General features: G+C 39.8%; 20 protein-coding genes and 1 tRNA gene. 15 read left to right on the forward strand and 6 right to left on the reverse strand.

Going from position 1 to position 19,166, the window contains the following annotated elements:
- The first annotated feature begins 27 nt into the window (after positions 1–27).
- The 10 genes from L0B70_RS06795 to L0B70_RS06840 all read left to right on the forward strand — a co-directional run bounded on the left by L0B70_RS06795 (position 28) and on the right by L0B70_RS06840 (position 8,613).
- Complete coding sequence (locus L0B70_RS06795) at positions 28–945, forward strand: DUF6089 family protein (RefSeq protein ID WP_235143522.1); 918 nt, start codon at positions 28–30, stop codon at positions 943–945.
- 1 nt (position 946) lies between these two features.
- Positions 947–1,699 carry an isoprenyl transferase gene (locus L0B70_RS06800; RefSeq protein WP_235143523.1) on the forward strand — a complete coding sequence of 251 codons (753 nt, stop codon included), beginning with the start codon at positions 947–949 and terminating at the stop codon, positions 1,697–1,699.
- A gap of 23 nt (positions 1,700–1,722) precedes the next feature.
- Positions 1,723–4,260, forward strand: coding sequence for an outer membrane protein assembly factor (locus tag L0B70_RS06805; RefSeq protein ID WP_235143524.1), 2,538 nt, complete (start codon positions 1,723–1,725; stop codon positions 4,258–4,260).
- A gap of 10 nt (positions 4,261–4,270) precedes the next feature.
- Positions 4,271–4,915 carry an OmpH family outer membrane protein gene (locus L0B70_RS06810; RefSeq protein WP_235143525.1) on the forward strand — a complete coding sequence of 215 codons (645 nt, stop codon included), beginning with the start codon at positions 4,271–4,273 and terminating at the stop codon, positions 4,913–4,915.
- Between the two features lie 32 nt (positions 4,916–4,947).
- Positions 4,948–5,442, forward strand: a complete 495-nt coding sequence (locus L0B70_RS06815) for an OmpH family outer membrane protein (protein WP_235143526.1) — start codon at positions 4,948–4,950, stop codon at positions 5,440–5,442.
- A gap of 62 nt (positions 5,443–5,504) precedes the next feature.
- Positions 5,505–5,996 carry a thioesterase family protein gene (locus L0B70_RS06820; protein ID WP_235143527.1) on the forward strand — a complete coding sequence of 164 codons (492 nt, stop codon included), beginning with the start codon at positions 5,505–5,507 and terminating at the stop codon, positions 5,994–5,996.
- On the forward strand, positions 5,993–6,856 hold the full coding sequence (gene rfbD / locus L0B70_RS06825; protein ID WP_235143528.1) for a dTDP-4-dehydrorhamnose reductase: 864 nt from the start codon (positions 5,993–5,995) through the stop codon (positions 6,854–6,856). The genes L0B70_RS06820 and rfbD overlap by 4 nt, the downstream gene beginning before the upstream one ends.
- Positions 6,853–7,530 (forward strand): hypothetical protein, encoded by a 678-nt coding sequence (locus L0B70_RS06830; RefSeq protein ID WP_235143529.1) that lies wholly within the window; start codon positions 6,853–6,855, stop codon positions 7,528–7,530. The genes rfbD and L0B70_RS06830 overlap by 4 nt, the downstream gene beginning before the upstream one ends.
- A 254-nt stretch (positions 7,531–7,784) precedes the next feature.
- Positions 7,785–8,504, forward strand: coding sequence for a bacillithiol biosynthesis deacetylase BshB1 (bshB1, locus tag L0B70_RS06835; protein ID WP_235143530.1), 720 nt, complete (start codon positions 7,785–7,787; stop codon positions 8,502–8,504).
- 35 nt (positions 8,505–8,539) lie between these two features.
- Positions 8,540–8,613, forward strand: a tRNA-His gene (locus tag L0B70_RS06840).
- Between the two features lie 155 nt (positions 8,614–8,768).
- Here L0B70_RS06840 and L0B70_RS06845 read toward each other — a convergent pair.
- Entirely contained in the window at positions 8,769–9,104 is a 336-nt protein-coding gene (locus tag L0B70_RS06845; RefSeq protein WP_235143531.1) for a DUF3276 family protein, read from the reverse strand.
- Between the two features lie 115 nt (positions 9,105–9,219).
- Entirely contained in the window at positions 9,220–10,881 is a 1,662-nt protein-coding gene (locus L0B70_RS06850) for an ABC transporter ATP-binding protein (protein ID WP_235143532.1), read from the reverse strand.
- Positions 10,882–11,027: 146 nt separating this feature from the next.
- On the opposite strand from L0B70_RS06850, the gene nusB reads away from it, so the two are divergent.
- From nusB to yajC, 3 genes are read left to right on the forward strand one after another with little or no spacing between them, the layout of a single operon-like run.
- Complete coding sequence (gene nusB / locus L0B70_RS06855; protein WP_235143533.1) at positions 11,028–11,933, forward strand: transcription antitermination factor NusB; 906 nt, start codon at positions 11,028–11,030, stop codon at positions 11,931–11,933.
- Between the two features lie 8 nt (positions 11,934–11,941).
- Positions 11,942–12,418 carry a DUF1573 domain-containing protein gene (locus L0B70_RS06860; RefSeq protein ID WP_235143534.1) on the forward strand — a complete coding sequence of 159 codons (477 nt, stop codon included), beginning with the start codon at positions 11,942–11,944 and terminating at the stop codon, positions 12,416–12,418.
- Between the two features lie 20 nt (positions 12,419–12,438).
- Positions 12,439–12,792, forward strand: coding sequence for a preprotein translocase subunit YajC (gene yajC / locus L0B70_RS06865; protein ID WP_235143535.1), 354 nt, complete (start codon positions 12,439–12,441; stop codon positions 12,790–12,792).
- Positions 12,793–12,815: 23 nt separating this feature from the next.
- Here the strand turns inward: yajC and L0B70_RS06870 are convergent, their stop codons facing one another.
- Genes L0B70_RS06870 through L0B70_RS06880 form a run of 3 tightly spaced genes read right to left on the reverse strand, consistent with a single transcriptional unit; the run spans position 12,816 to position 17,046 of the window.
- The gene (locus L0B70_RS06870; RefSeq protein ID WP_235143536.1) at positions 12,816–14,081 is read right to left on the reverse strand and encodes a DUF2851 family protein; all 1,266 of its coding nucleotides are present in this window, start codon (positions 14,079–14,081) and stop codon (positions 12,816–12,818) included.
- A gap of 60 nt (positions 14,082–14,141) precedes the next feature.
- The gene (bshA, locus tag L0B70_RS06875) at positions 14,142–15,275 is read right to left on the reverse strand and encodes an N-acetyl-alpha-D-glucosaminyl L-malate synthase BshA (RefSeq protein ID WP_235141090.1); all 1,134 of its coding nucleotides are present in this window, start codon (positions 15,273–15,275) and stop codon (positions 14,142–14,144) included.
- A gap of 28 nt (positions 15,276–15,303) precedes the next feature.
- The gene (locus tag L0B70_RS06880; protein WP_235141091.1) at positions 15,304–17,046 is read right to left on the reverse strand and encodes a glycoside hydrolase family 3 protein; all 1,743 of its coding nucleotides are present in this window, start codon (positions 17,044–17,046) and stop codon (positions 15,304–15,306) included.
- Between the two features lie 112 nt (positions 17,047–17,158).
- On the opposite strand from L0B70_RS06880, the gene L0B70_RS06885 reads away from it, so the two are divergent.
- Entirely contained in the window at positions 17,159–17,671 is a 513-nt protein-coding gene (locus tag L0B70_RS06885; RefSeq protein WP_235141092.1) for a hypothetical protein, read from the forward strand.
- Positions 17,672–17,805: 134 nt separating this feature from the next.
- Positions 17,806–18,513 (forward strand): purine-nucleoside phosphorylase, encoded by a 708-nt coding sequence (gene deoD / locus L0B70_RS06890; protein WP_235141093.1) that lies wholly within the window; start codon positions 17,806–17,808, stop codon positions 18,511–18,513.
- 47 nt (positions 18,514–18,560) lie between these two features.
- Here deoD and ribA read toward each other — a convergent pair whose 3' ends face one another.
- Positions 18,561–19,163 (reverse strand): GTP cyclohydrolase II, encoded by a 603-nt coding sequence (ribA, locus tag L0B70_RS06895; protein ID WP_235141094.1) that lies wholly within the window; start codon positions 19,161–19,163, stop codon positions 18,561–18,563.
- Positions 19,164–19,166: the final 3 nt, after the last annotated feature.

Below are 19,166 nucleotides of genomic sequence, written 5' to 3' on the forward strand. Positions count from 1 at the left end.
AAATGTTTTATATTTGCAAAATTATTTATGAAAATTGAGGTCCAGTCATTCATGCAAAAGAAGATTATTTATTCCTTGCTCGCGTTTCTTTTTATTTCGGTTTCCTACAAAGGACAGCGGCACGAAATAGGGGTGCAGATGGGTATGAGTAATTTGATAGGAGATATTGGTAGAACCAATTACGTTTTACAAAAACCGGTGTTAAGAAATATCGCAGACTACGGGATTCCGTTTTATCTGGGCGCCCTGTACAGAATGAATTTTAATCCATACCAAACGGTTCGCTTAAACGTTGGATACAGCCATATTCAGTTTATCGACGCCGTAGCGAAAGAAACGTACAGAAGAAACCGCAGGCTTTGGGGAACCAATTCCATCATCGAAGCAGATTTGATTTTCGAATATAATTTTTTCCCAGTGAATGATGAGCAGAAAGGCTTGTTGAGTCCTTATATATTTGGTGGAATTGGCGGTTTGCTTGCCAATACGACGAAGGTGAATTTCGTAAACGATTTTAAAAGAGATGGGGGTGGTAATGCGCTTGCGCCAACCAACGGCCAGGATTTTGAAACAACTGAAACTTACGTCAGCGGAAAACAACTTGCCGTGGCCATCCCTTTTGGAGTGGGTTTGAAATATAAATTTAATTATAACTGGGCACTTTTCGGTGAGTTTATGTTTCGGCCAACTTTCTCAGATTCCATTGATTACAGTGTTATTGATGATAAAAGCGTCAAGCAAACCTACAATAAAGACATTGTTGTGGCCGGCACCACAAAATCTATTTTGCAGGAAAGCCCTTACAGAGAAGTTGCAGAGGCACGCGCAAAAGCCTTTTTAGAAAACCGACAGATCGGAAATATTAATTCAAAAGATTGGGTAAACTCAGTAACACTGGGGCTTTCATACTCATTCGGTAGACCACCTTGTTATTGTGGACAGTAAAATGCAGTCGATAAAAGATAAATTAAATTTGGATCAGCTTCCGAAACATGTTGCCATCATTATGGATGGGAACGGAAGATGGGCAAAATCCCGCGGTGAAGAAAGAACTTTTGGCCACAAAAATGCCATCAAAGCCGTTCGTGAGGTCGTAAATGCCTGTAACGAAATTCATATTCCCTACTTAACCCTTTACACTTTTTCCTCCGAGAACTGGAAGCGTCCGAACGATGAAGTGAGTACCTTGATGAGTCTTATTTCTGAAACCTTACTTTTGGAGGCGGAAGAAATTTTCTCCAAAGGTTTACGCATGCATGTGATTGGAGATGTAGAGAAGTTACCGGAACTCGTGCGCCATCAAATGCTTCATTTGGTAGACATTACGAAGAACAATACACGCGGAAATTTAATTTTGGCCTTGAGCTACGGTTCTCAGAATGAAATTTTGAATGCCGTAAAGCAAATTAGCGCAAAAGTAAAATCCGGCGAACTTCAGGAAGAAGATATTAACGAAAAAGTTTTTGAAGATCATCTTTATACGAAAGATTTTCCACCCGTAGATCTGCTTATCCGAACAAGCGGCGAGGTGCGCATCAGTAATTTTCTGCTTTGGCAGATTGCCTATTCGGAGTTGCAGTTTTTGGATATACTTTGGCCGGATTTCGGCAGAGAGGATTTATTTAAGTGCCTCTACGATTATCAGAACAAAGAAAGACGCTTTGGCAAAACCAGTGAACAGCTCGACGAAAATATATAAAAAGAAAAGTTAGCAAGATAAAAATGAAGTTTAAATTCTTACCCATCATCATGTTTGTGGCTTCGGCACATTTCTATGGTCAAATTACCCCCGAGCAAAATAATCAGGAAAATTCCCCGGTTTACGCACAAAACGAAGCCGGAACTTATATCCTAAAAGACATTGTTGTAGATGGTGTAAAAAAATATACCCCCGCTCAAATCTTAAGATTTACCGGTTTAAATAAAAATGAGAGCGTTGAAATTCCCGGTCAAAAGATCAGCAACGCTATTAAAAAACTTTGGGAAACCCAGTCGTTTTCGGAAGTGGAAGTCTACATTCAAAGTATAGAAGGCGATCAAATTGTTTTGCGTTTTAATTTGCAGGATTTAAAGGAATTGGGTGAAGTGAAATTTACCGGAAAAGGCATTGGAAAATCCAAAAGCGAAAAGCTGGCGAAAGACAACAACTTAAAACCCGGAACCAAAATCACCGAGAATTTAGTTTCGACGCTGAAAACCAATATTCCGAAAGAATATTACAAAAAAGGTTTTTCCGATGCGAAAATTACCATTCAGGATAAAGTGAACGCGCAGGATCCGAACCTCGTAGACTGGACCATTAATGTAGATAAAGGCAAGAAAATTAAGATCAGTCATATTGAATTTGAAGGTAATGAAAGCGTTACCGATTCGAAGCTGCGGAAAAAAGCCTTTAAAGACACGAGACAAAAAAGCTTCGGAATTAAAGGGATTTTAAAACCGTCCAAATTCATCGAAGAAAAATATAACGACGACAAAGAAAACCTGATCAACTATTACCGATCCCTCGGATTTCGGGATGCGACCATTGTTTCAGATTCAGTTTGGAGAAATCCAAAAAACGATTTTGAAATTAACGTTAAACTGAATGAAGGAAAGAAATACTATATCGGTGACATTACCATTTTAGGTAATTCGGCTTTTTCTACGGAATATCTGCAGAAAATTCTAGGTTATAAAACCGGCGATATTTACGATGCAGTAGGCTTCAACAAAAAAGTAGGCGAAGATGGCGGAAAAGAAGATGATTCCGACTTGAAATCCATCTACATGAACAATGGTTACCTTTTCTCCAATGTTACACCCATTGAAAAATCGGTGGTTGGCGATTCCATCAATTTGGAAATCAGAATCAACGAAGGCGAAAAAGCGACCTGGAACCGTGTAACCTGGAGTGGAAACACGACTACCCATGACCACGTAATTCTTCGGTCTTTGCGTACAAAGCCCGGCAGTTTATTCGCGAAAAGCGACATCAAAAGAACTTACTTTGATTTAGCCGGAATGTCATTTTTTGATCCACAACAGGTGGGGCAAAACATTGTACCGAATTCGCAGGATAACACCGTAGATATTCACTGGACTTTAGTGGAAAAAGGATCTTCACAGGTGCAGCTTCAGGCTGGTTATGGTGGCGGTTCGTTTATCGGAACTTTAGGATTAACCTTTAATAATTTCTCCCTAAGCAACTTTTTGAAGTTTAAAGATTTCAAACCGGTTCCGCAAGGAGATGGGCAAACGCTTTCCATTCAGGCGCAGGCTGGGCAATACTTCCAGAATTATGGAATTTCCTTCACAGAGCCCTGGTTGTTTGGTACGAAACCCACAGCACTTTCCGTAAGTGTAAATCAATCTTTGGTGCGATACACCGATCAGTTCGGCGCGACTCAGAAATTAAATATTTTCTCCGCAAGTGCAGGATTGAACAGACAATTGAGATGGCCGGATGATTATTTCTCTCTTTATACCGGAATTCAGTTCCAGAGCTACGACTTTAACAATTATCCTTTTCAGTTCGGAAATACAACCGAATATAACGGATCTGCGAAAAACTTTAGTTTTAATGTCGGTTTAAGTAGAAATTCTGCCGGTTTGGATCCTATCTTCCCAACTCAGGGTTCTAATTTGGAAGCCACTGTGAAGTTCACGCCGCCTTACTCTCTTTTCAACAAAAAAGATTATTCTACATTGGCGCCGGTAGAGAAATACAAACTGCTCGAATTTTATAAAGTTAAATTAAAAGCCGATGTTTACAATACTGTAGTCGGCAAATTGGTATTGAGAAGTACTGCCGAAATGGGATTCCTGGATGGCTACAACAAAGAATTGGGTGCGCCGCCATTTGAAAGATTTTATGTAGGTGGAACAGGTTTGATTGGCGGACGGTACGACGGACGAGAACTGGTTCCACTAAGAGGATATGAAAACTCTTCCTCCACGGGTGGCGCTGCCGAAGATGTAACGCCGTACGGTGGAGCAACAATTTATAACAGATTCGCTCTGGAAATGAGATATCCAATCTCCATGAACCAAACGGCAAAAATTTATGCCCTCACCTTTCTCGAAGGTGGTAACGCCTGGAACTCGTTCGGAAGTTATAATCCTTTTCAGTTGAAAAGGGCTGCCGGAGTTGGAATTCGTGTTTACATGGGTGCTTTTGGATTAATTGGATTTGATTTTGCGTACGGGTTTGATAAAACAATTCAGGGTACAGAACCTGCAGGATGGAAAACCCACTTCCTGATGAACCAATCATTATAACAAAATAAAGATGAAAAAGTTTAAATTATTTTCAGCACTTTTTATTCTTTTTGCGGGACTTTTAAGCGCGCAGAAGATTGGAGTGGTGGATACTAATTATATTTTGAGCAAGCTTCCGCAGTACAAAGATGCCGAAGACCGTTTAAATGCTCAGATCACAAACTGGCAAACCGAAATTCAAACGTTGCAGTCGGAGTTCGACAAAAAGAAACTGCTTTTGGAAAATGAAAGAGTTCTTTTGGTAGGCGATCAGTTGAAACAGCGTCAAAAAGAAGTTGATGATTTAGATAAGAAGATCAAGACAATGATCAATAACCGTTTTGGTTCTCTGGGCGAGATCAATAATGCGCGGTCGAATTTAACCAAACCTTTTCAGGACCAAATTTGGAACGCCATTAAGACGGTATCTGAGAAAAACAGCTTAGGCATCATTCTTGATAAAAGCAACAACATTAGTGTAATTTTTCTGGAAAAAAGATATGATTATACCGATAAAGTCTTAGATTTGCTGCTGAAAAATTCGGTAAATAAACGTACAGAATCTCCAAATAGACCCGCCCGAAGTTCGGACGAGATGCGAACCGAAAAAGCGAAAGCACTGCAGGACTCGCGCGGAGGAAAAGCGATGGAACAGGCCAGAAAGACAACGAAATAAATTTAAAACAATAAATCAATTTATCCCTTATTATGAAAAAATTAAGTGTATTATTTGCAGCAGTAATGATGTTTGTAACCGTAGGAGTTGCAAATGCTCAGAAAGTTGCTTCCATGGATTATGAAGCAGTTTTAGCTGCAATGCCGGAAACTAAGAAAATGACCACAGAACTAGATACTTTCAGCAAAACCAAAGGTGACGAGCTTAATAAGCAAGCCGAAAGTTTTCAAAAAGAAGTTCAGCAATACCAGGCCGATGGCGCTAAAATGACAGAAGCACAAAGAACAGCCAAAGAAGCTGAATTGCAAAAAAAACAACAAAACCTGCAGCAGCTTCAACAAACCGCGCAAAACGATTTGTCTCAAAGAAGAGACGCAGCTGTTAAGCCCATTATCGAAAAACTAAACAATGCCGTATCCAAAGTAGCAAAAGCAAACGGATACGAATTCGTTATCGATTCTACGGCATTAATTTACAAAGGAGGTCCAGATGCGACGCCGTTGGTAAAAAAAGAATTAGGTCTTTAGGAATTAATTTCTATAAACAAAACCATCCCGACCATTCGGGATGGTTTTTTTAATTTTGTAAAATGGAAAAAGAAATCTCATCAGTAGTAAAAGTACGCTTCAGTGATTGCGATCCTATTGGGCATCTCAATAACGTAAAATATCTGGAATATATGCTAAACGCCCGAGAAGACCATGTAGAAAACGGCTATGGTTTTACCTACGAAGAATATACACGCATAACCGGCTGTACCTGGATTACCGTGCAGAACGAAATTGCCTATTTAAAAGAAGTTCGGTACAATGCGAAGGTCGTTATTACGAGCAAAACTATCGAGCTTGGAGACCGCATTTCTAAGGTGGAAATTTTGATGAAGAGCGAAGACGGAAAAACAATTCACAGTATTTTGTGGCTCACCGTGATTTATTTTAATATGAAAACCCGCGCCTCGGCTTCTCAGCCGGAAGAAACCAAAGATCTGTTTCGGAAGTTTTTGGTAGATTTAGAAGAAAAAGATTTCCAGAGCAGAGTGTTGCATTTTCGCAGAAATAACAAATCAGCCACCAGAATATGAAGAAGATATTAATTATTGGCGCAAACGGACAACTCGGCAACTGTTTCCGGAAAATTGCGGCCGATTACGACGACCGTTTTGAGATCGAGTTCACCGATTCTGCAGTCTTGGATATTACCAGTGCAGAGCAGGTTTCAACGTATTTTTATGATTTCCAGCCGGATTATTGCGTGAATGCAGCCGCCTATACCGCCGTAGATTTGGCGGAAACAGAGCCGGAAAAAGCTTTTGCCGTCAATGCAGACGGCGTTGCGAACTTAGCAGAAGCAGCGGCAGAAAATAACTGTACTTTCGTTCATATTTCCACCGATTATGTTTTCGATGGCGAAACCAACCTTTCCTATTCTGAAGACGATTTTACAGATCCACAAGGTGTTTATGGAGCTTCAAAACGGAAGGGGGAGGAACTTGCTTTAGATTTAAATCCTAAAACGATTGTTCTGCGAACCTCCTGGCTGTATTCAGAGTTTAATAAAAACTTTGTAAAAACCATGCTGCATTTATTTTCGGTGAAAGACGAAATGGGTATTGTTGCCGATCAGTATGGGCAACCCACCAACGCCAATGATCTTGCAGAAGCCGTGATGACAATCATGCAAAAAAAACAAAAAACGTACGGGATTTTCCATTTCTCGAACTATCCCGAAGCAACGTGGTTCGAATTTGCGCAGAAAATTGCCGAATTATCCGGTTCTAAAATTAAACTTAAGGACATCACGACGGCCGAATACCCGACGCCGGCGCGCCGCCCAAAACGTAGCACCATGGCGCTGGACAAAATAGAGGAAACCTACGGAATAGAGCCGAAATACTGGCAAAACTCTCTGGAGGAATGCATTGAAATACTCAACAAATCATGAAAAAAATAACAGGTTTTACCCTTTTGCTTTTCGCGCAGATTTTTTTTGCGCAAAACGTCGTGCTAAATAAAGTGGTGAAATCACATACCAATTCCGACAAAGTTTTATATAAGATAAACGCCGAAACGACGTCTGCCGAATATTTGGGCGAACTGGAAGTTCAGGGCTTTTCCGACGATGACGTTAAAATGTTTGGAATGATTTACAAAAAAGCCAAGGAAATAGGCGCCAATGCTTTCTCCTATCAACCTTTCGAAACGGTAGACGGAAGTCTTTCGAAGTTCGATTACGCGCATTATAAATTCAATTTATACTTTGTGGAAGCCGGCCACTTTCCCAAAGAAGACAATGTTATCTATCTTATTTCTTCGCCGTATAAAAAGCAGACGATCGCCGTCAATAAAGAAAATATCGTTTTCGCCCCCCGAACTTTTGCCAAAAGAAAACTTTCCGGCGGCGAAATTTACACCATTTCCACGAAAAAAATATTCGGATCATCCGTCGAGCTGGCCGCTCAGGAAAATCAACCCGTGCAATATTTTCAGTTTTCCGCCTTTTCGGTCAACTCCAATCCTTACGGAAGTGCCGGGATTAACCTCAAGTCCGGCGATATTACGCGTTTAGAGCAGTCGTACGGACAGTTTTTAACCACCATTTACGAAGAAGTAAAGTAAATTCTTTGAAGCAAGTTAACACGTTTCTTCTGCGAGGGAACCACCCGCTGTCCGCACTCGCTTTTTTGGGATTCCCGGCTTCGCGGGAATCCCAAAAAGAGCTCAGACAGATGCTCCCATCGGGGCTGGAATGGGGCGAAGTTTTTTCTTCCACCGATTTTTCGTACAGGCTTTACTTTTAGGCTGGTCGGCGCTCGCTTCGCTCGCGCCCCAAAACATCCCGGTAAATCTTCGCAATTTTGTACCTTTGATTTATGAAAATAGATATTTTAGCCATCGGCGCACATCCCGATGATGTAGAACTCGGCTGTGGCGGCACCCTTGCCAAACTCATCAGCGCGGGAAAAACGGTCGCTGTCGTGGATCTTACGCAGGGCGAACTTGGAACGCGCGGCACCAATTTTACGCGGGCAGAAGAAGCCGCAAACGCTTCAAAAATACTGGGACTTTCTGCGCGGGAAAATTTAAAGATGAAAGACGGCTTTTTACAGAATTCCGAAGAATATCAAATGCAGATCGTAAAAATCATCCGGAAATATCAGCCCGAAATTGTTTTAGCCAATGCCATCGATGACCGCCATCCGGATCATGCAAAAGCGTCTAAATTGGTTTCCGATGCATGTTTCCTTTCAGGACTTGTGAAAATAGAAACGGTTGGAGAGGGCAAAAATCAACAGCCCTGGCGCCCCAAGCACGTTTTTCATTATATTCAGTGGAAAAATATAACGCCCGATTTCGTAATCGACATCTCCGACTTTATGGAAAAAAAGATTGAAGCATGTTTGGCCTATAAAACACAGTTTTACGATCCCAATTCTGAGGAACCGATGACGCCAATCGCTACCAAAGATTTCCTGGAAAGCCTTACTTACCGTGCTCAGGACTTAGGCCGATTGTCTGGTGTAGCCTTTGCAGAGGGATTTACGACAGAAAAGTTGTTGGCTTTTAAAAATTTCGACGGAATAATTTTGTAATATTTGTAAAAATACTATATTTGCACTCTCAAACGGTGGTTGTAGTTCAGTTGGTTAGAACGTCGGTTTGTGGTACCGAAGGTCGTGGGTTCGAGACCCATCATCCACCCAAAGTTAAAACGCATTGATTTTCAATGCGTTTTTTGTTTAAATGATGTAAATGAAATTACTTCTTTAAGCCTTTTGATTTAAGCAAAATCAAACCTAACTAAAAAAAAGCATTCCAGTAAATTCTGGAATGCTTTTTTGTAAATTTTCTTTTATCTAAACTTCGTCGTCCGATTCGATCGTAAATGAGCGGGTTTTGAAATCTTTATCGTGTTTTTCGGAAATCACATCCTCACCTTTTTGGCTGATGATAAAATCGGTGGATTCTTTAAACATTTCTTCGAAGGTCTTAAAATCCTCTTTGTACAGATAAATCTTATGTTTCTCGAAAGAAGCTTCTCCATTCTCTCCAAAGTTCTTTTTACTTTCGGTGATGGTAAGGTAATAATCTCCCGCTTTTGTCTCGCGCACGTCGAAGAAATAGGTTCTTCTTCCTGCTTTCAAAACCTTTGTAAATATTTCGTTTTCGTGGCGTTCCTTGTAATCACTCATTTGTGCAGTTTTTGTTTAAATCTTGTTTAACAAATATAAAAGATTTCTTTTAATTGCAAAATTTATTTTTACATTTTGGGTAATAAAATCGAATTATCACTATCGAATCGGTATTTTAAACCAACTCTGGACTTTCTGCGTCTGTTAAATTCAGGATTTTATCTGCACGTTTTGCACTGCTCGCACGATGTGTGATGATGATGGAACTGCTTTTTGTAATTTCATTTTCGATGTTCTGCAGAATGTTATCTTCAGTTTCTGTATCCAGCGCCGAGAGCGAATCATCAAATATGAGAATTTTCGGTTCTTTTATTAAAGCTCTTGCAATGCAGATCCGCTGTTTCTGACCGCCAGAAAGCATAACGCCGCGTTCGCCCACCATGGTCTTGTAGCGCTCCTTAAATTCAATAATATTTTTGTGAACATCTGCTTTTATTGCAAATTCTTCAACCAGTTTTAAGGAAGGATTGTCAATGGCAAAGCCGATATTGTTTTCGATGGTGTCGGAAAACAGAAAACTTTCCTGCGGAATATAGCCGATGAATTTACGGTAGTTCACCAAATTATGGTCCTTCAGATTTTTACCGTCGATGAGGATTTCGCCTTCTGTAGGGTCGATTAGACGGCAGAGCAAAAGCGCAATAGTGGATTTACCGCTGCCGGTTTTACCCATAATAGCGAGCGATTTTCCGGCTTCTATTTTAAAACTGAGTTTGTTCAAGGCTTTTATTCCCGTGTTCGGATAGACGTATGAGACATTGCGGAACTCGATATCTCCTTTTATAGGGTAGTTTTCGTGATTGGTGTTGATGATGTCGCTCTTCATGTCAAGAAATTCATTAATTCGCGACATCGATGCTTCTGCCCGTTGATTGATGGATGTTACCCATCCCAACATGGAAAAAGGGAAAATAAGAATGTTGATATAAAGGAAAAAATCTGCGATTTTACCCACCGAAAGTACATTGTTCATGTATTTGGTGCCGCCGATAAAAAGAATGACCACATTTAAAAGACCAATCACAAAAATAATGATCGTAAAAAAGTAGGCTTCCGTTTTTGCCAGATCCAGCGCTTTATCCTGATAATCTTTTACTTTGGCGCCGTAATTATTTTCGATATATTTTTCTTTCGCGAAAAACTTCACGACCCGAATTCCCGAAAAACTGTCCTGCACAAACGTAGAAATCGCGGATTGACTTTTCTGCATCACCTTAGACTTTTTGTTGATGATGGAGCTCACTTTATAAATTCCGTACGATAAAATGGGCAGGGGCAAAAGGGACCAAATCGTCATCGTAACGTCCGTCCGAACCATATAAATGCAGGTGATGACCAGCAAAATAAGTAAGTTCGCGATATACATAACGCCGGGACCCAGGTACATTCTCACCGCCACCACGTCTTCGCTCAGCCGGTTCATCAGATCTCCAATTGTAGTTTTTTTAAAGTCCGTTAAAGACAATTCCTGGTAATGGCTGTAAATTTTATTTTTGAGTTCATACTCTATTCGGCGCGAAGAAACAATAATGGTTTGGCGCATCATGAAGGTGAAAAATCCCGTTAACAAAGAAGATCCTACAATAATGGCCACGTAAATTAAAACCTGTTTGTTGAAACCCAAATTCGTTGTTTTTGCGATTTCGTCCACGGATTTTCCTACATACTGTACCTTGAAAATATTAAAGAAATTACTCGCTATAATAAAAAGCAAACCCCAGAATAAAAGGATCCGGTGCTTCCAAAAATAGGGATTGAGCGTTTTGAGTGCGTTCATTTTTTTTCTCGCTTTTCTGCTGAATTATGAATAGGCAAAAGTAAGAAAATGAAAATTGATCGGGTGATTTTTGTGAGGCCGGCCCACTGAAAATGAAGTCAGTTCTAAAAAAATGTTATCTTTGCACCCACAAAAAGTTCTTTGAAATGTTAGGAAGAAGACAAATTCGCGAAAAAGTGGTAGGATCGTTGTATTCTTATCAACAAAACCCCATTAAGTTCGATATTTTAGAGAAAAATATGTTCTCGGAAATCGAGAAAATCTATCATCTTTACATTTATCAGCTCAATTTTCTCGTAGGTTTAAAGGCGCTCGCAGAAAAACAAATGGAGATCGGTAAAAATAAATATATTAAAACCGAAGAAAATTCAAACCCCAATCAAAAATTTATTGGCAATCAGGTTCTGAAGAAGATCGAAGAAAACGACGAAAGACTTTCCTTCACTTCCAAGCATCAGGATTTAAAATGGGACATCAACCATGAACTGCTGGTGAAGACGTTCCAAAGAATGACGGCGGGAAAACGCTATCAGGATTTCATGAAGGAGGACGGATATTCCTTTGAGGATGATCAAAAATTTATTGGAAAATTATTTTTGAGGTATATCGCTGAAAACGATGATTTTCACGAGCATGTGGAAGAAAAGGAAATGAGCTGGGCTGACGATTACCATATCGCCAATTCGATGATGCAAAAGACCATAGGTTTTCTGAAAGAAAACGAACCAAGCCATACTTTAATTAAAATGATTAAAGATGAGGACGACAGGGATTTTGCACGCAAGCTGCTAAAAGAAGCCCTTAATCATTGGGAAGAGACCGAAAAGAAAATTGGTTCTATGTTAGACAACTGGGATTTGGAAAGGATTTCCCTCCTGGATAAAATTATTTTAATCGCTGCCATCTCCGAGTTAAATTATTTTCCCTTAACGCCGGGCCGGGTGATTATTAACGAATACATCGAGATTTGTAAAGTATTTTCTTCCGACCGTTCCAACATTTTCATCAACGGAATTTTAGATAAATACACCAAGGATTTAAACAGAAATTAGAAATAGTTATGAAAAATTTACTTAAAATCGTACCCTTAGTGGTAGCGCTAAGCTTAGTGGCTTGCAAAAAAGATCAGAAAGCAGATCAGTTAATCGTAAGCGATGAAACGGCAGCAACGGCGCCGGTAGTTGCGTCACCCGACGAAATGGTGAAGGAAGCGCAGGCGAAACCTTTAACAACGGTGGCACTTTCGGAATCCAATTTTGAATTCGGAAAAATTAAAAAAGGCGATCATAAAGAACATACGTACGAAATTACAAATACCGGAACCAATCCACTTATCATTTCTCAGGTGAAACCGGGCTGTGGCTGTACCGTGCCGGATTATACCAAAGAGCCGATTATGCCGGGACAAAAAGGAAAAATTACGTTAAAATTCGATTCTTCCAGTTTCGACGGAATGGTTAACAAACAGGCAGAAATTTATGCAAATGTGGAAAAAGCCCCAATGGTGATCTCCTTTACTGCAGACATTCAACCTTAATTTTATAATTACAATATACTATGATAGCAATATTTTTACAGGCTGCGGCCGGCGCCGAAAGTTCGTTGATGCCAACAATGCTGATGATGGGCTTAATGTTTGTCGGATTTTATTTTCTGATGATTCGTCCACAGATGAAAAAATCGAAACAGGAAAAAAACTTTCAATCCGAACTGAAAGTAGGAAGCAGAGTAGTTACCACCTCCGGAATGCACGGCAGAATTGCCCAGATTCAGGAAGACGGCGTAGTAATTGAAACGCTTTCCGGTAAGCTGAAATTTGAAAAAGCTGCCATTTCCAGAGAATTTACGCAACAGCGTTTCCCGGATATCCCCAGTGGAAGAGAAGAAATAAATCGCCGCGAGACGATATAAAGCAACCATTTTGGTTGCTTTTTTTAGGTGTTTCTTAAAAGTTTAAAACCGATACTGCAGTTTAAACAATTTTTCGTTTCGCAGAAATTTTTGTAATGATAAAGCAGTGCCTGAGAATCTGCGGCATTTTCTGCTTTTACCCCGAGCGTGGCCCAACCCTCAATAATGATGTTTTTTTCCGGCGCAATTTTGCGGTAAAAAGTGATGATCTCATCTGCCGTATTTTCGTCGAAATTTTTGTGATAGGTATATTTTAAAGGCAATACCGCGTTGATTAAAACAAGATCCACAAAATCTGTCGTCAGAAATTTTTCGCCTACTATCGGTGAAATTTTACCGAAATTAAAATGGTTATCCCAGTATTCACTGGCTTTTACCTTTTCGAAAATCCGATAAATTTCGGAAACCTTTTTTGCCGTCATCAGGTGCGAAAACAGATTCTGATTCAAATGATATAAAGCAGCGAGCTGCGACAGACGCAAAGTTGGGAAATTGGGCGGCCGCAGTCGCGAAAATTTTGGATTAAACCGCAGGTTGCTGAGTTGATATTTTACTCTTAAAAAATCGAAGTCGCGCTTCCATATCTTAGTTTGCCCGTCCGTTGGGTGGTCTAACCAGTTGCTCATCCCGAAAAGCAGGGCTTCGAGTTGTGTTTGATATTGGCGGACTTTATTAACCACCGAAAAGTCCAGACTTTCTGCCATTTGTTTGAAAATAGCGGCATTCACTTTCAGCCCAAAAGCATAGGCAAGCTGATGAAAAAGGACTGCTTCATAATTATTTTGATGTTCGCGTAAGGATTCGTCAATTTGGATGGATTTTTCGTCCAGTTTTTTCAGCAGGCTTTCTTCCCAGAATTGAAAAGGAACTTTTTTCGCCTCGAACAGGCCTGCGCACGGGATAAACTGGTTATTTTTTAAAAGAGATTCGTATTTCCAAAGGAGACTTTCGTCGATGTATTCTTTCAGTTCTAGCGTAGGAATACCTTTATTATTCAATTCTTCAATCTCCACATCGTGAATGAAAACCGCATGCAAAATTAAATTTTCGAATTCGGGATTGCCGGAGTGCTGGTGAAAAATATAATCGGAAGATTTAACGTGAAGTTCAATATGTCCGGCGAGGGTAAAATTTTCGGTTTTAATTTTTCCAAAGAGAAAATCCGGGCCGGAGTTGAAATTCCACTTTCCAAAATCCAAAATATCAACCGGATTTCCGTTCACATCCTGGAAATCAAAACTTTTAAAAATCTTGAAATTCCAGAGATATTGAAGGAGTTTTTCGTTCATGGTAATTTTCCTTTCTACACAAAGTAACAAAGGAAAAAACCATTTAGGATGGTGAAAACACTATTTTTTGAAATTACTCAACGTATTCTCATACATCTTTTCATACAGCGGTAAAATGTTTTTCAGGTCGAATCGTAATGCCTGTTCTTTTGCATTTTTTTTCATCTCTGTTAAAAGATTTTCATCGCTTAATAATTTAATGGTGTAGTTGCTCATGGCTTCTACATTACCAATTTCAGCTAAAAATCCGGTTTCGCCCTGAATATTTACTTCGGGGATTCCGCCGGCGTTGGAGCTGATGACGGGAGTTTCTGCGGCCATGGCTTCGAGCGCTGCCAAACCGAAACTCTCCTGTTCGGAAGGCAAAAGGAAAACATCGGAGAGTTGCAAAACTTTGTACAGATCATTAACCTTTCCGAGCAAGCGAACTTTGTTAATCAGATCGGGGTGTTCTTCCAGGAACTGATTCACTTTCTCCATATCGGGTCCTTCGCCAATGATGATAAGCTTACAGTTGATTTTTTTCTGAACATTTTTAAAGATTTCCAAAACTTCGTCCACTCTTTTTACAGGTCGGAGGTTGGAAACGTGGATTAAAATTTTCTCGTCGGGGCTGGCGAACTGTCTTCGTTGACAGGCATCTTTTTTAATAAATTCTGAATTGTCGATGAAGTTTGTAATGACTTCAATTTCTTTTTTAATATGAAAGAACTGAAGCGTATCTTTTTTTAAACTTTCGGAAACCGACGTAATCGTATCGGATTGGTTAATCGAAAACTCCACGGCATGTTTGTAACTTGGATGCTGACCAACCAATGTAATATCGGTGCCGTGCAGAGTTGTGACCAAAGGAATATCTTTTCCTTCCTCTTTCAGCATCTGTTTGGCGGTAAATGCAGCATACGCGTAGGGAATGGCATAATGGGCATGAAGCAGATCTAATTTATACAAATTCACAACGCGGTAAATCATGGACGAGAGCGCAATATCATACGGTTGATACTGGAAAAGCGGATACGTTTGAACATTGACTTTATGGAAAAAAATATTGGGATTGGTAATATCTAGTCTCGCAGGAAGCGCCGAACTGATAAAATGCACTTCATAACCTTTGTTGGCGAGCGACATGCCGAGTTCTGTGGCTACGATGCCACTTCCGCCATAGGTTGGGTAACAGAGAATTCCGATTTTCATTGGAGATAAATATTTTTTTAAGTTGAAATTACTCAACTATTGTTTTGTTTTTTGTTTTTTTCAGATCCACCTGTGAAGATACGTTTAAGTCGATTCCCATTCCCTCCTTTAAGTTTTCATTAACTAAAACAGGAAGTTTTCCGGAGATCCGCGTTTGTCCGTTCAAGGCATTTGCAGTGGCTTTCATCGAATCATCATTATTTTCGTAGGACACCAAAACCGTGGAAACCTGAGAAATATCCACATCTTTCAAGGCATAAGCAGATCCAAAAACATTCAGAATGATATTTTGGTTTTTGCTTAGAGCGGATAGAACCTTTTTACTTTCTGAAGAAATTTTGTAGGGTTTGTAGGCCGTAGAATTATCTTTATGAAAACCGACAATAACTTTGGAATTTGCCGGAATACTCGTAATTTCTGAAGGTTTTTTCATGATAACGGTAGCATTCAAATTCAGGTGATCCAAAAAAGTCTCGTACGGCGCTTCCTCTAACGGAACATAATAATAAGTTTCCTCGCAATTTAAAGGCAAAAGCTTTTGATCGTCTTTTAATAGGGTTAAAGCGTGGCTGTAGAGGTTTTCCGCTAAAATTTTGTGAGAATCGTTATTGAGGTCTTCATTAATGTTTTCGGGATTTCTTGGTTCATACTTTGACAAACCCAAAAAATATTTGGTCAGAAGAATTTTCTTCACGCTTTCTTCTACGCGGTCTTGCGAAATTTCTTTTTTGTCGAGCGCTACCTGAATCAATCTTTTTCCTTCCTTCACCCCCTCGGAAAATAACATGATGTCATTTCCGGCCTTAAAAGCAAGCGCATCCAGCTCGCCCGGTTTGTAGCGTTTTGCCACCGCGCCCATATTTAAAGCATCGGTAATTATCAAACCTTTGTAACCGAGTTTTCCTTTTAAAAGTCCTGTAATAATGCTTTTCGAAACTGATGCCGGGATGCCTTTTTCATTTTCCAATGCAGGCACGTATAAGTGCGCCACCATTACACCACCAACCCCTTTATTCATTAAAGCTTTGAAAGGTGCAAGCTCAACGTCGTTCAGTCTTTTTAAATTGTGCGAAACTACGGGCAAATCGAGGTGCGAATCGGTGTTGGTGTCGCCGTGTCCTGGAAAATGTTTAATCGCAGCCAAAATTTTGTGATCCTGCAAACCGTTGGAATAGGCGAGCGCCGACCTGACGACATTGGAAACATCGGACCCGAAACTCCTGTTGCCGATAATGGGATTATCGGGATTGGTGTTCACATCTACAACGGGTGCAAAATCCCAGTTTATTCCCATTCGCTTGCAGTCCTCCGCAATTTTAGCGGCCATTTCCGAAATTAGATTTTTGTCCTGAATGGCTCCCAAAGTCATGGCCCAGGGAAATTTATGCGCTGTTGCGATGCGTTGAAAAACGCCCCATTCCGCATCCATGCCAATCATTAAAGGAACCTTGGATTTGCTTTGAAATTCATTCACCAAATTAATTTCCCTCGCGGCATCATCCTGCATCAAAATCAGTCCGCCAATTTGCTCCTTTTCTACAGTATTTCGAACGTTTTCGATGAAATCTTCGCCTTTATTGGTGTACAAAGCCACAATAAAAAGTTGCCCTAACTTTTGATCCTGAGAAAGAGAATTATAAGTCGCATCTACCCAATTTTGGGCGTCTTTCAATTCTGCTTTACTTAAGTTCTTGGGTTGATACTGCGCCGAAATATGAAAGCTGAAGAAAAGAAATATGAGTAAAGAGATTTGACTTTTGATGTTTTTCATTATCTAAATTATGAGGGAAAACAAAAATACAATTTTTAATTTGTAGATTTGAATTTAATGGCATACATCTTGAAATAATCAGAAACAATTAATCTTTTAAAAAATTTATCAAATGAAAAAATATTTTACACTAATGCTGGTGGCAATTTTCGCTTTTGGGGCTGTAAGTTGTGACGACCGAAATGATGACGTGGTTCAGCAGGATAATGATACTTACTCAGTTATGGCCGATATCACCGGAAGTTTAAATGCCGGAAATTCTTACGCCATAGAGCAGGGAGTAAATATAAACACCACTGATGTGGTTTTGGTTTACCGAAGAGTGAGTGACGCATGGCAAATGATTCCAAAAACTGTTTATCTTCCTAATGTGGGTAATTTACCTACGGGAAGAGAGTTCGATTACAATTTCGTCTTCGATTCTCAAACAGTGCAGGTCAGAATTGACGATCCGAATTTTAATTTGGCTACCGAAATCACACCTGAAGAAGCAAATCAGTATTTAACAAATCAAACCTTTAGAATTGTTTTGGTTCCTGCGTCACAGGGGAAAAATGCAAACGTGGATTATAGCGATTACGACAGTGTAATTAAATTTTTCAATATTCCTGATAAGAAATTATAGAATTTAAAAATATTCAAAAAAAAGTCCAGTGAAGATCACTGGACTTTTTTTGTTTACAATTGAAAATCATGTGCAGAAAATTTTAATTCCGTGTAGAATTCCTTACATTTAAAATTCAATTTTAAAAAATAATTATGAGTGTTCACATCGCTGCGAAGAAAGGAGAAATTGCTAAAACGGTTTTACAACCCGGAGATCCATTGCGCGCAAAATATATTGCCGACCATTTTTTGGAGGAGGTAAAACTGGTAAGTCAAACAAGAGGAATTTTCTATTTTACAGGGAAGTATAAAGGCAAAGAAATTTCGGTAGGAGCAAGCGGAATGGGGATTCCAAGTATTGGCATTTACTCCTATGAGCTTTTTACAGAGTTTAATGTTGACACCATCATCCGGATTGGAACCTGCGGTGCCTATACCACAGATCTAAAGGTTTTCGATCTTTTAAACGTGGAATTTTCTGCGAGCGAATCTACATATGCAAACTATGCGTGGGGAATTGAAGGGGATTTGATTGCGCATCAGGGAAAAGCTTTCGAAATGATTAATGAAACTGCAGGAAAATTAGATTTACTTATTAAACCAACGAACATTCACACGAGTGATATTTTTTACCGAAAAGAAAGCGGTATTCCGGCGATTGCCTCAAAATACAACTGTTCTGCCGTGGAGATGGAAGCTTTCGCTTTATTTGCAAATGCTCAGTATTTAGGAAAAAATGCTGCGACCATCCTCACAGTTTCCGATATTATTCCGACACACGAAAATATTTCGGCAGATCAACGCGAAACTGCCTTGAAACCGATGATCGAGCTGGCCCTGGAAACGGCCCTGAACTTTTAAAAAAATAGCCTTTTAAGAAGATAATAACGCCACAAATATTCCCGGCGTTATTGTTTTTCTTCGTTTTTGTCTAAAAGATGACCAAAATAATCTTTCTTCACTTTTAAATAGCCGGCACTTTCAACCGTCGAATTTATTTGTAAGGGAATTCTTTTATTCAAATGGATGTTGCTGTTTTTTACGACCTTAATTTTTTCCGGATTGTTCGTGAGAAGGTTAATATTAACCACGCCCAAAATCGTTAAAATATCGATGGCTACTGTAAAATTGCGGTCGTCTGCCGGAAGACCGAGTTTTAAGTTGGCTTCCACCGTGTCGAACCCTTTTTCCTGTAACGAATAGGCTTTCAATTTGTTGATGATGCCGATATTTCGACCTTCCTGGCGCAGATAAATAATCATTCCGCCATTTTCTTCCATGAATTTCATTGCAGCGTCCAACTGTTGACCGCACTCGCATTTTTTGGAGTGAAATACCTCACCGGTAATACATTCGGAATGAAAACGTACGTTGATGGGTTGGGAAAAATCGGTGTTTTCGGCAATGATTGCCATGTGCGGCATCCAGTCACTTTCATCTTCAGAGAAGGCTATCATCCGGAAATTACCATATTCTGTAGGAACATTGGCTTCCGCTTGAATTTTCAACATGGG

The sequence above is a fragment of the Kaistella sp. 97-N-M2 genome, from assembly GCF_021513235.1.
Classification (GTDB): domain Bacteria; phylum Bacteroidota; class Bacteroidia; order Flavobacteriales; family Weeksellaceae; genus Kaistella.

Bases quoted from the DNA above. Each gene is read 5' to 3' on its own strand.
- L0B70_RS06795 (WP_235143522.1), top strand. From the start codon at position 28: ATGAAAATTGAGGTCCAGTCATTCATGCAAAAGAAGATTATTTATTCC.
- L0B70_RS06800 (WP_235143523.1), top strand. From the start codon at position 947: ATGCAGTCGATAAAAGATAAATTAAATTTGGATCAGCTTCCGAAACAT.
- L0B70_RS06805 (WP_235143524.1), top strand. From the start codon at position 1,723: ATGAAGTTTAAATTCTTACCCATCATCATGTTTGTGGCTTCGGCACAT.
- L0B70_RS06810 (WP_235143525.1), top strand. From the start codon at position 4,271: ATGAAAAAGTTTAAATTATTTTCAGCACTTTTTATTCTTTTTGCGGGA.
- L0B70_RS06815 (WP_235143526.1), top strand. From the start codon at position 4,948: ATGAAAAAATTAAGTGTATTATTTGCAGCAGTAATGATGTTTGTAACC.
- L0B70_RS06820 (WP_235143527.1), top strand. From the start codon at position 5,505: ATGGAAAAAGAAATCTCATCAGTAGTAAAAGTACGCTTCAGTGATTGC.
- rfbD (WP_235143528.1), top strand. From the start codon at position 5,993: ATGAAGAAGATATTAATTATTGGCGCAAACGGACAACTCGGCAACTGT.
- L0B70_RS06830 (WP_235143529.1), top strand. From the start codon at position 6,853: ATGAAAAAAATAACAGGTTTTACCCTTTTGCTTTTCGCGCAGATTTTT.
- bshB1 (WP_235143530.1), top strand. From the start codon at position 7,785: ATGAAAATAGATATTTTAGCCATCGGCGCACATCCCGATGATGTAGAA.
- L0B70_RS06845 (WP_235143531.1), bottom strand. From the start codon at position 9,104: ATGAGTGATTACAAGGAACGCCACGAAAACGAAATATTTACAAAGGTT.
- L0B70_RS06850 (WP_235143532.1), bottom strand. From the start codon at position 10,881: ATGAACGCACTCAAAACGCTCAATCCCTATTTTTGGAAGCACCGGATC.
- nusB (WP_235143533.1), top strand. From the start codon at position 11,028: ATGTTAGGAAGAAGACAAATTCGCGAAAAAGTGGTAGGATCGTTGTAT.
- L0B70_RS06860 (WP_235143534.1), top strand. From the start codon at position 11,942: ATGAAAAATTTACTTAAAATCGTACCCTTAGTGGTAGCGCTAAGCTTA.
- yajC (WP_235143535.1), top strand. From the start codon at position 12,439: ATGATAGCAATATTTTTACAGGCTGCGGCCGGCGCCGAAAGTTCGTTG.
- L0B70_RS06870 (WP_235143536.1), bottom strand. From the start codon at position 14,081: ATGAACGAAAAACTCCTTCAATATCTCTGGAATTTCAAGATTTTTAAA.
- bshA (WP_235141090.1), bottom strand. From the start codon at position 15,275: ATGAAAATCGGAATTCTCTGTTACCCAACCTATGGCGGAAGTGGCATC.
- L0B70_RS06880 (WP_235141091.1), bottom strand. From the start codon at position 17,046: ATGAAAAACATCAAAAGTCAAATCTCTTTACTCATATTTCTTTTCTTC.
- L0B70_RS06885 (WP_235141092.1), top strand. From the start codon at position 17,159: ATGAAAAAATATTTTACACTAATGCTGGTGGCAATTTTCGCTTTTGGG.
- deoD (WP_235141093.1), top strand. From the start codon at position 17,806: ATGAGTGTTCACATCGCTGCGAAGAAAGGAGAAATTGCTAAAACGGTT.
- ribA (WP_235141094.1), bottom strand. From the start codon at position 19,163: ATGTTGAAAATTCAAGCGGAAGCCAATGTTCCTACAGAATATGGTAAT.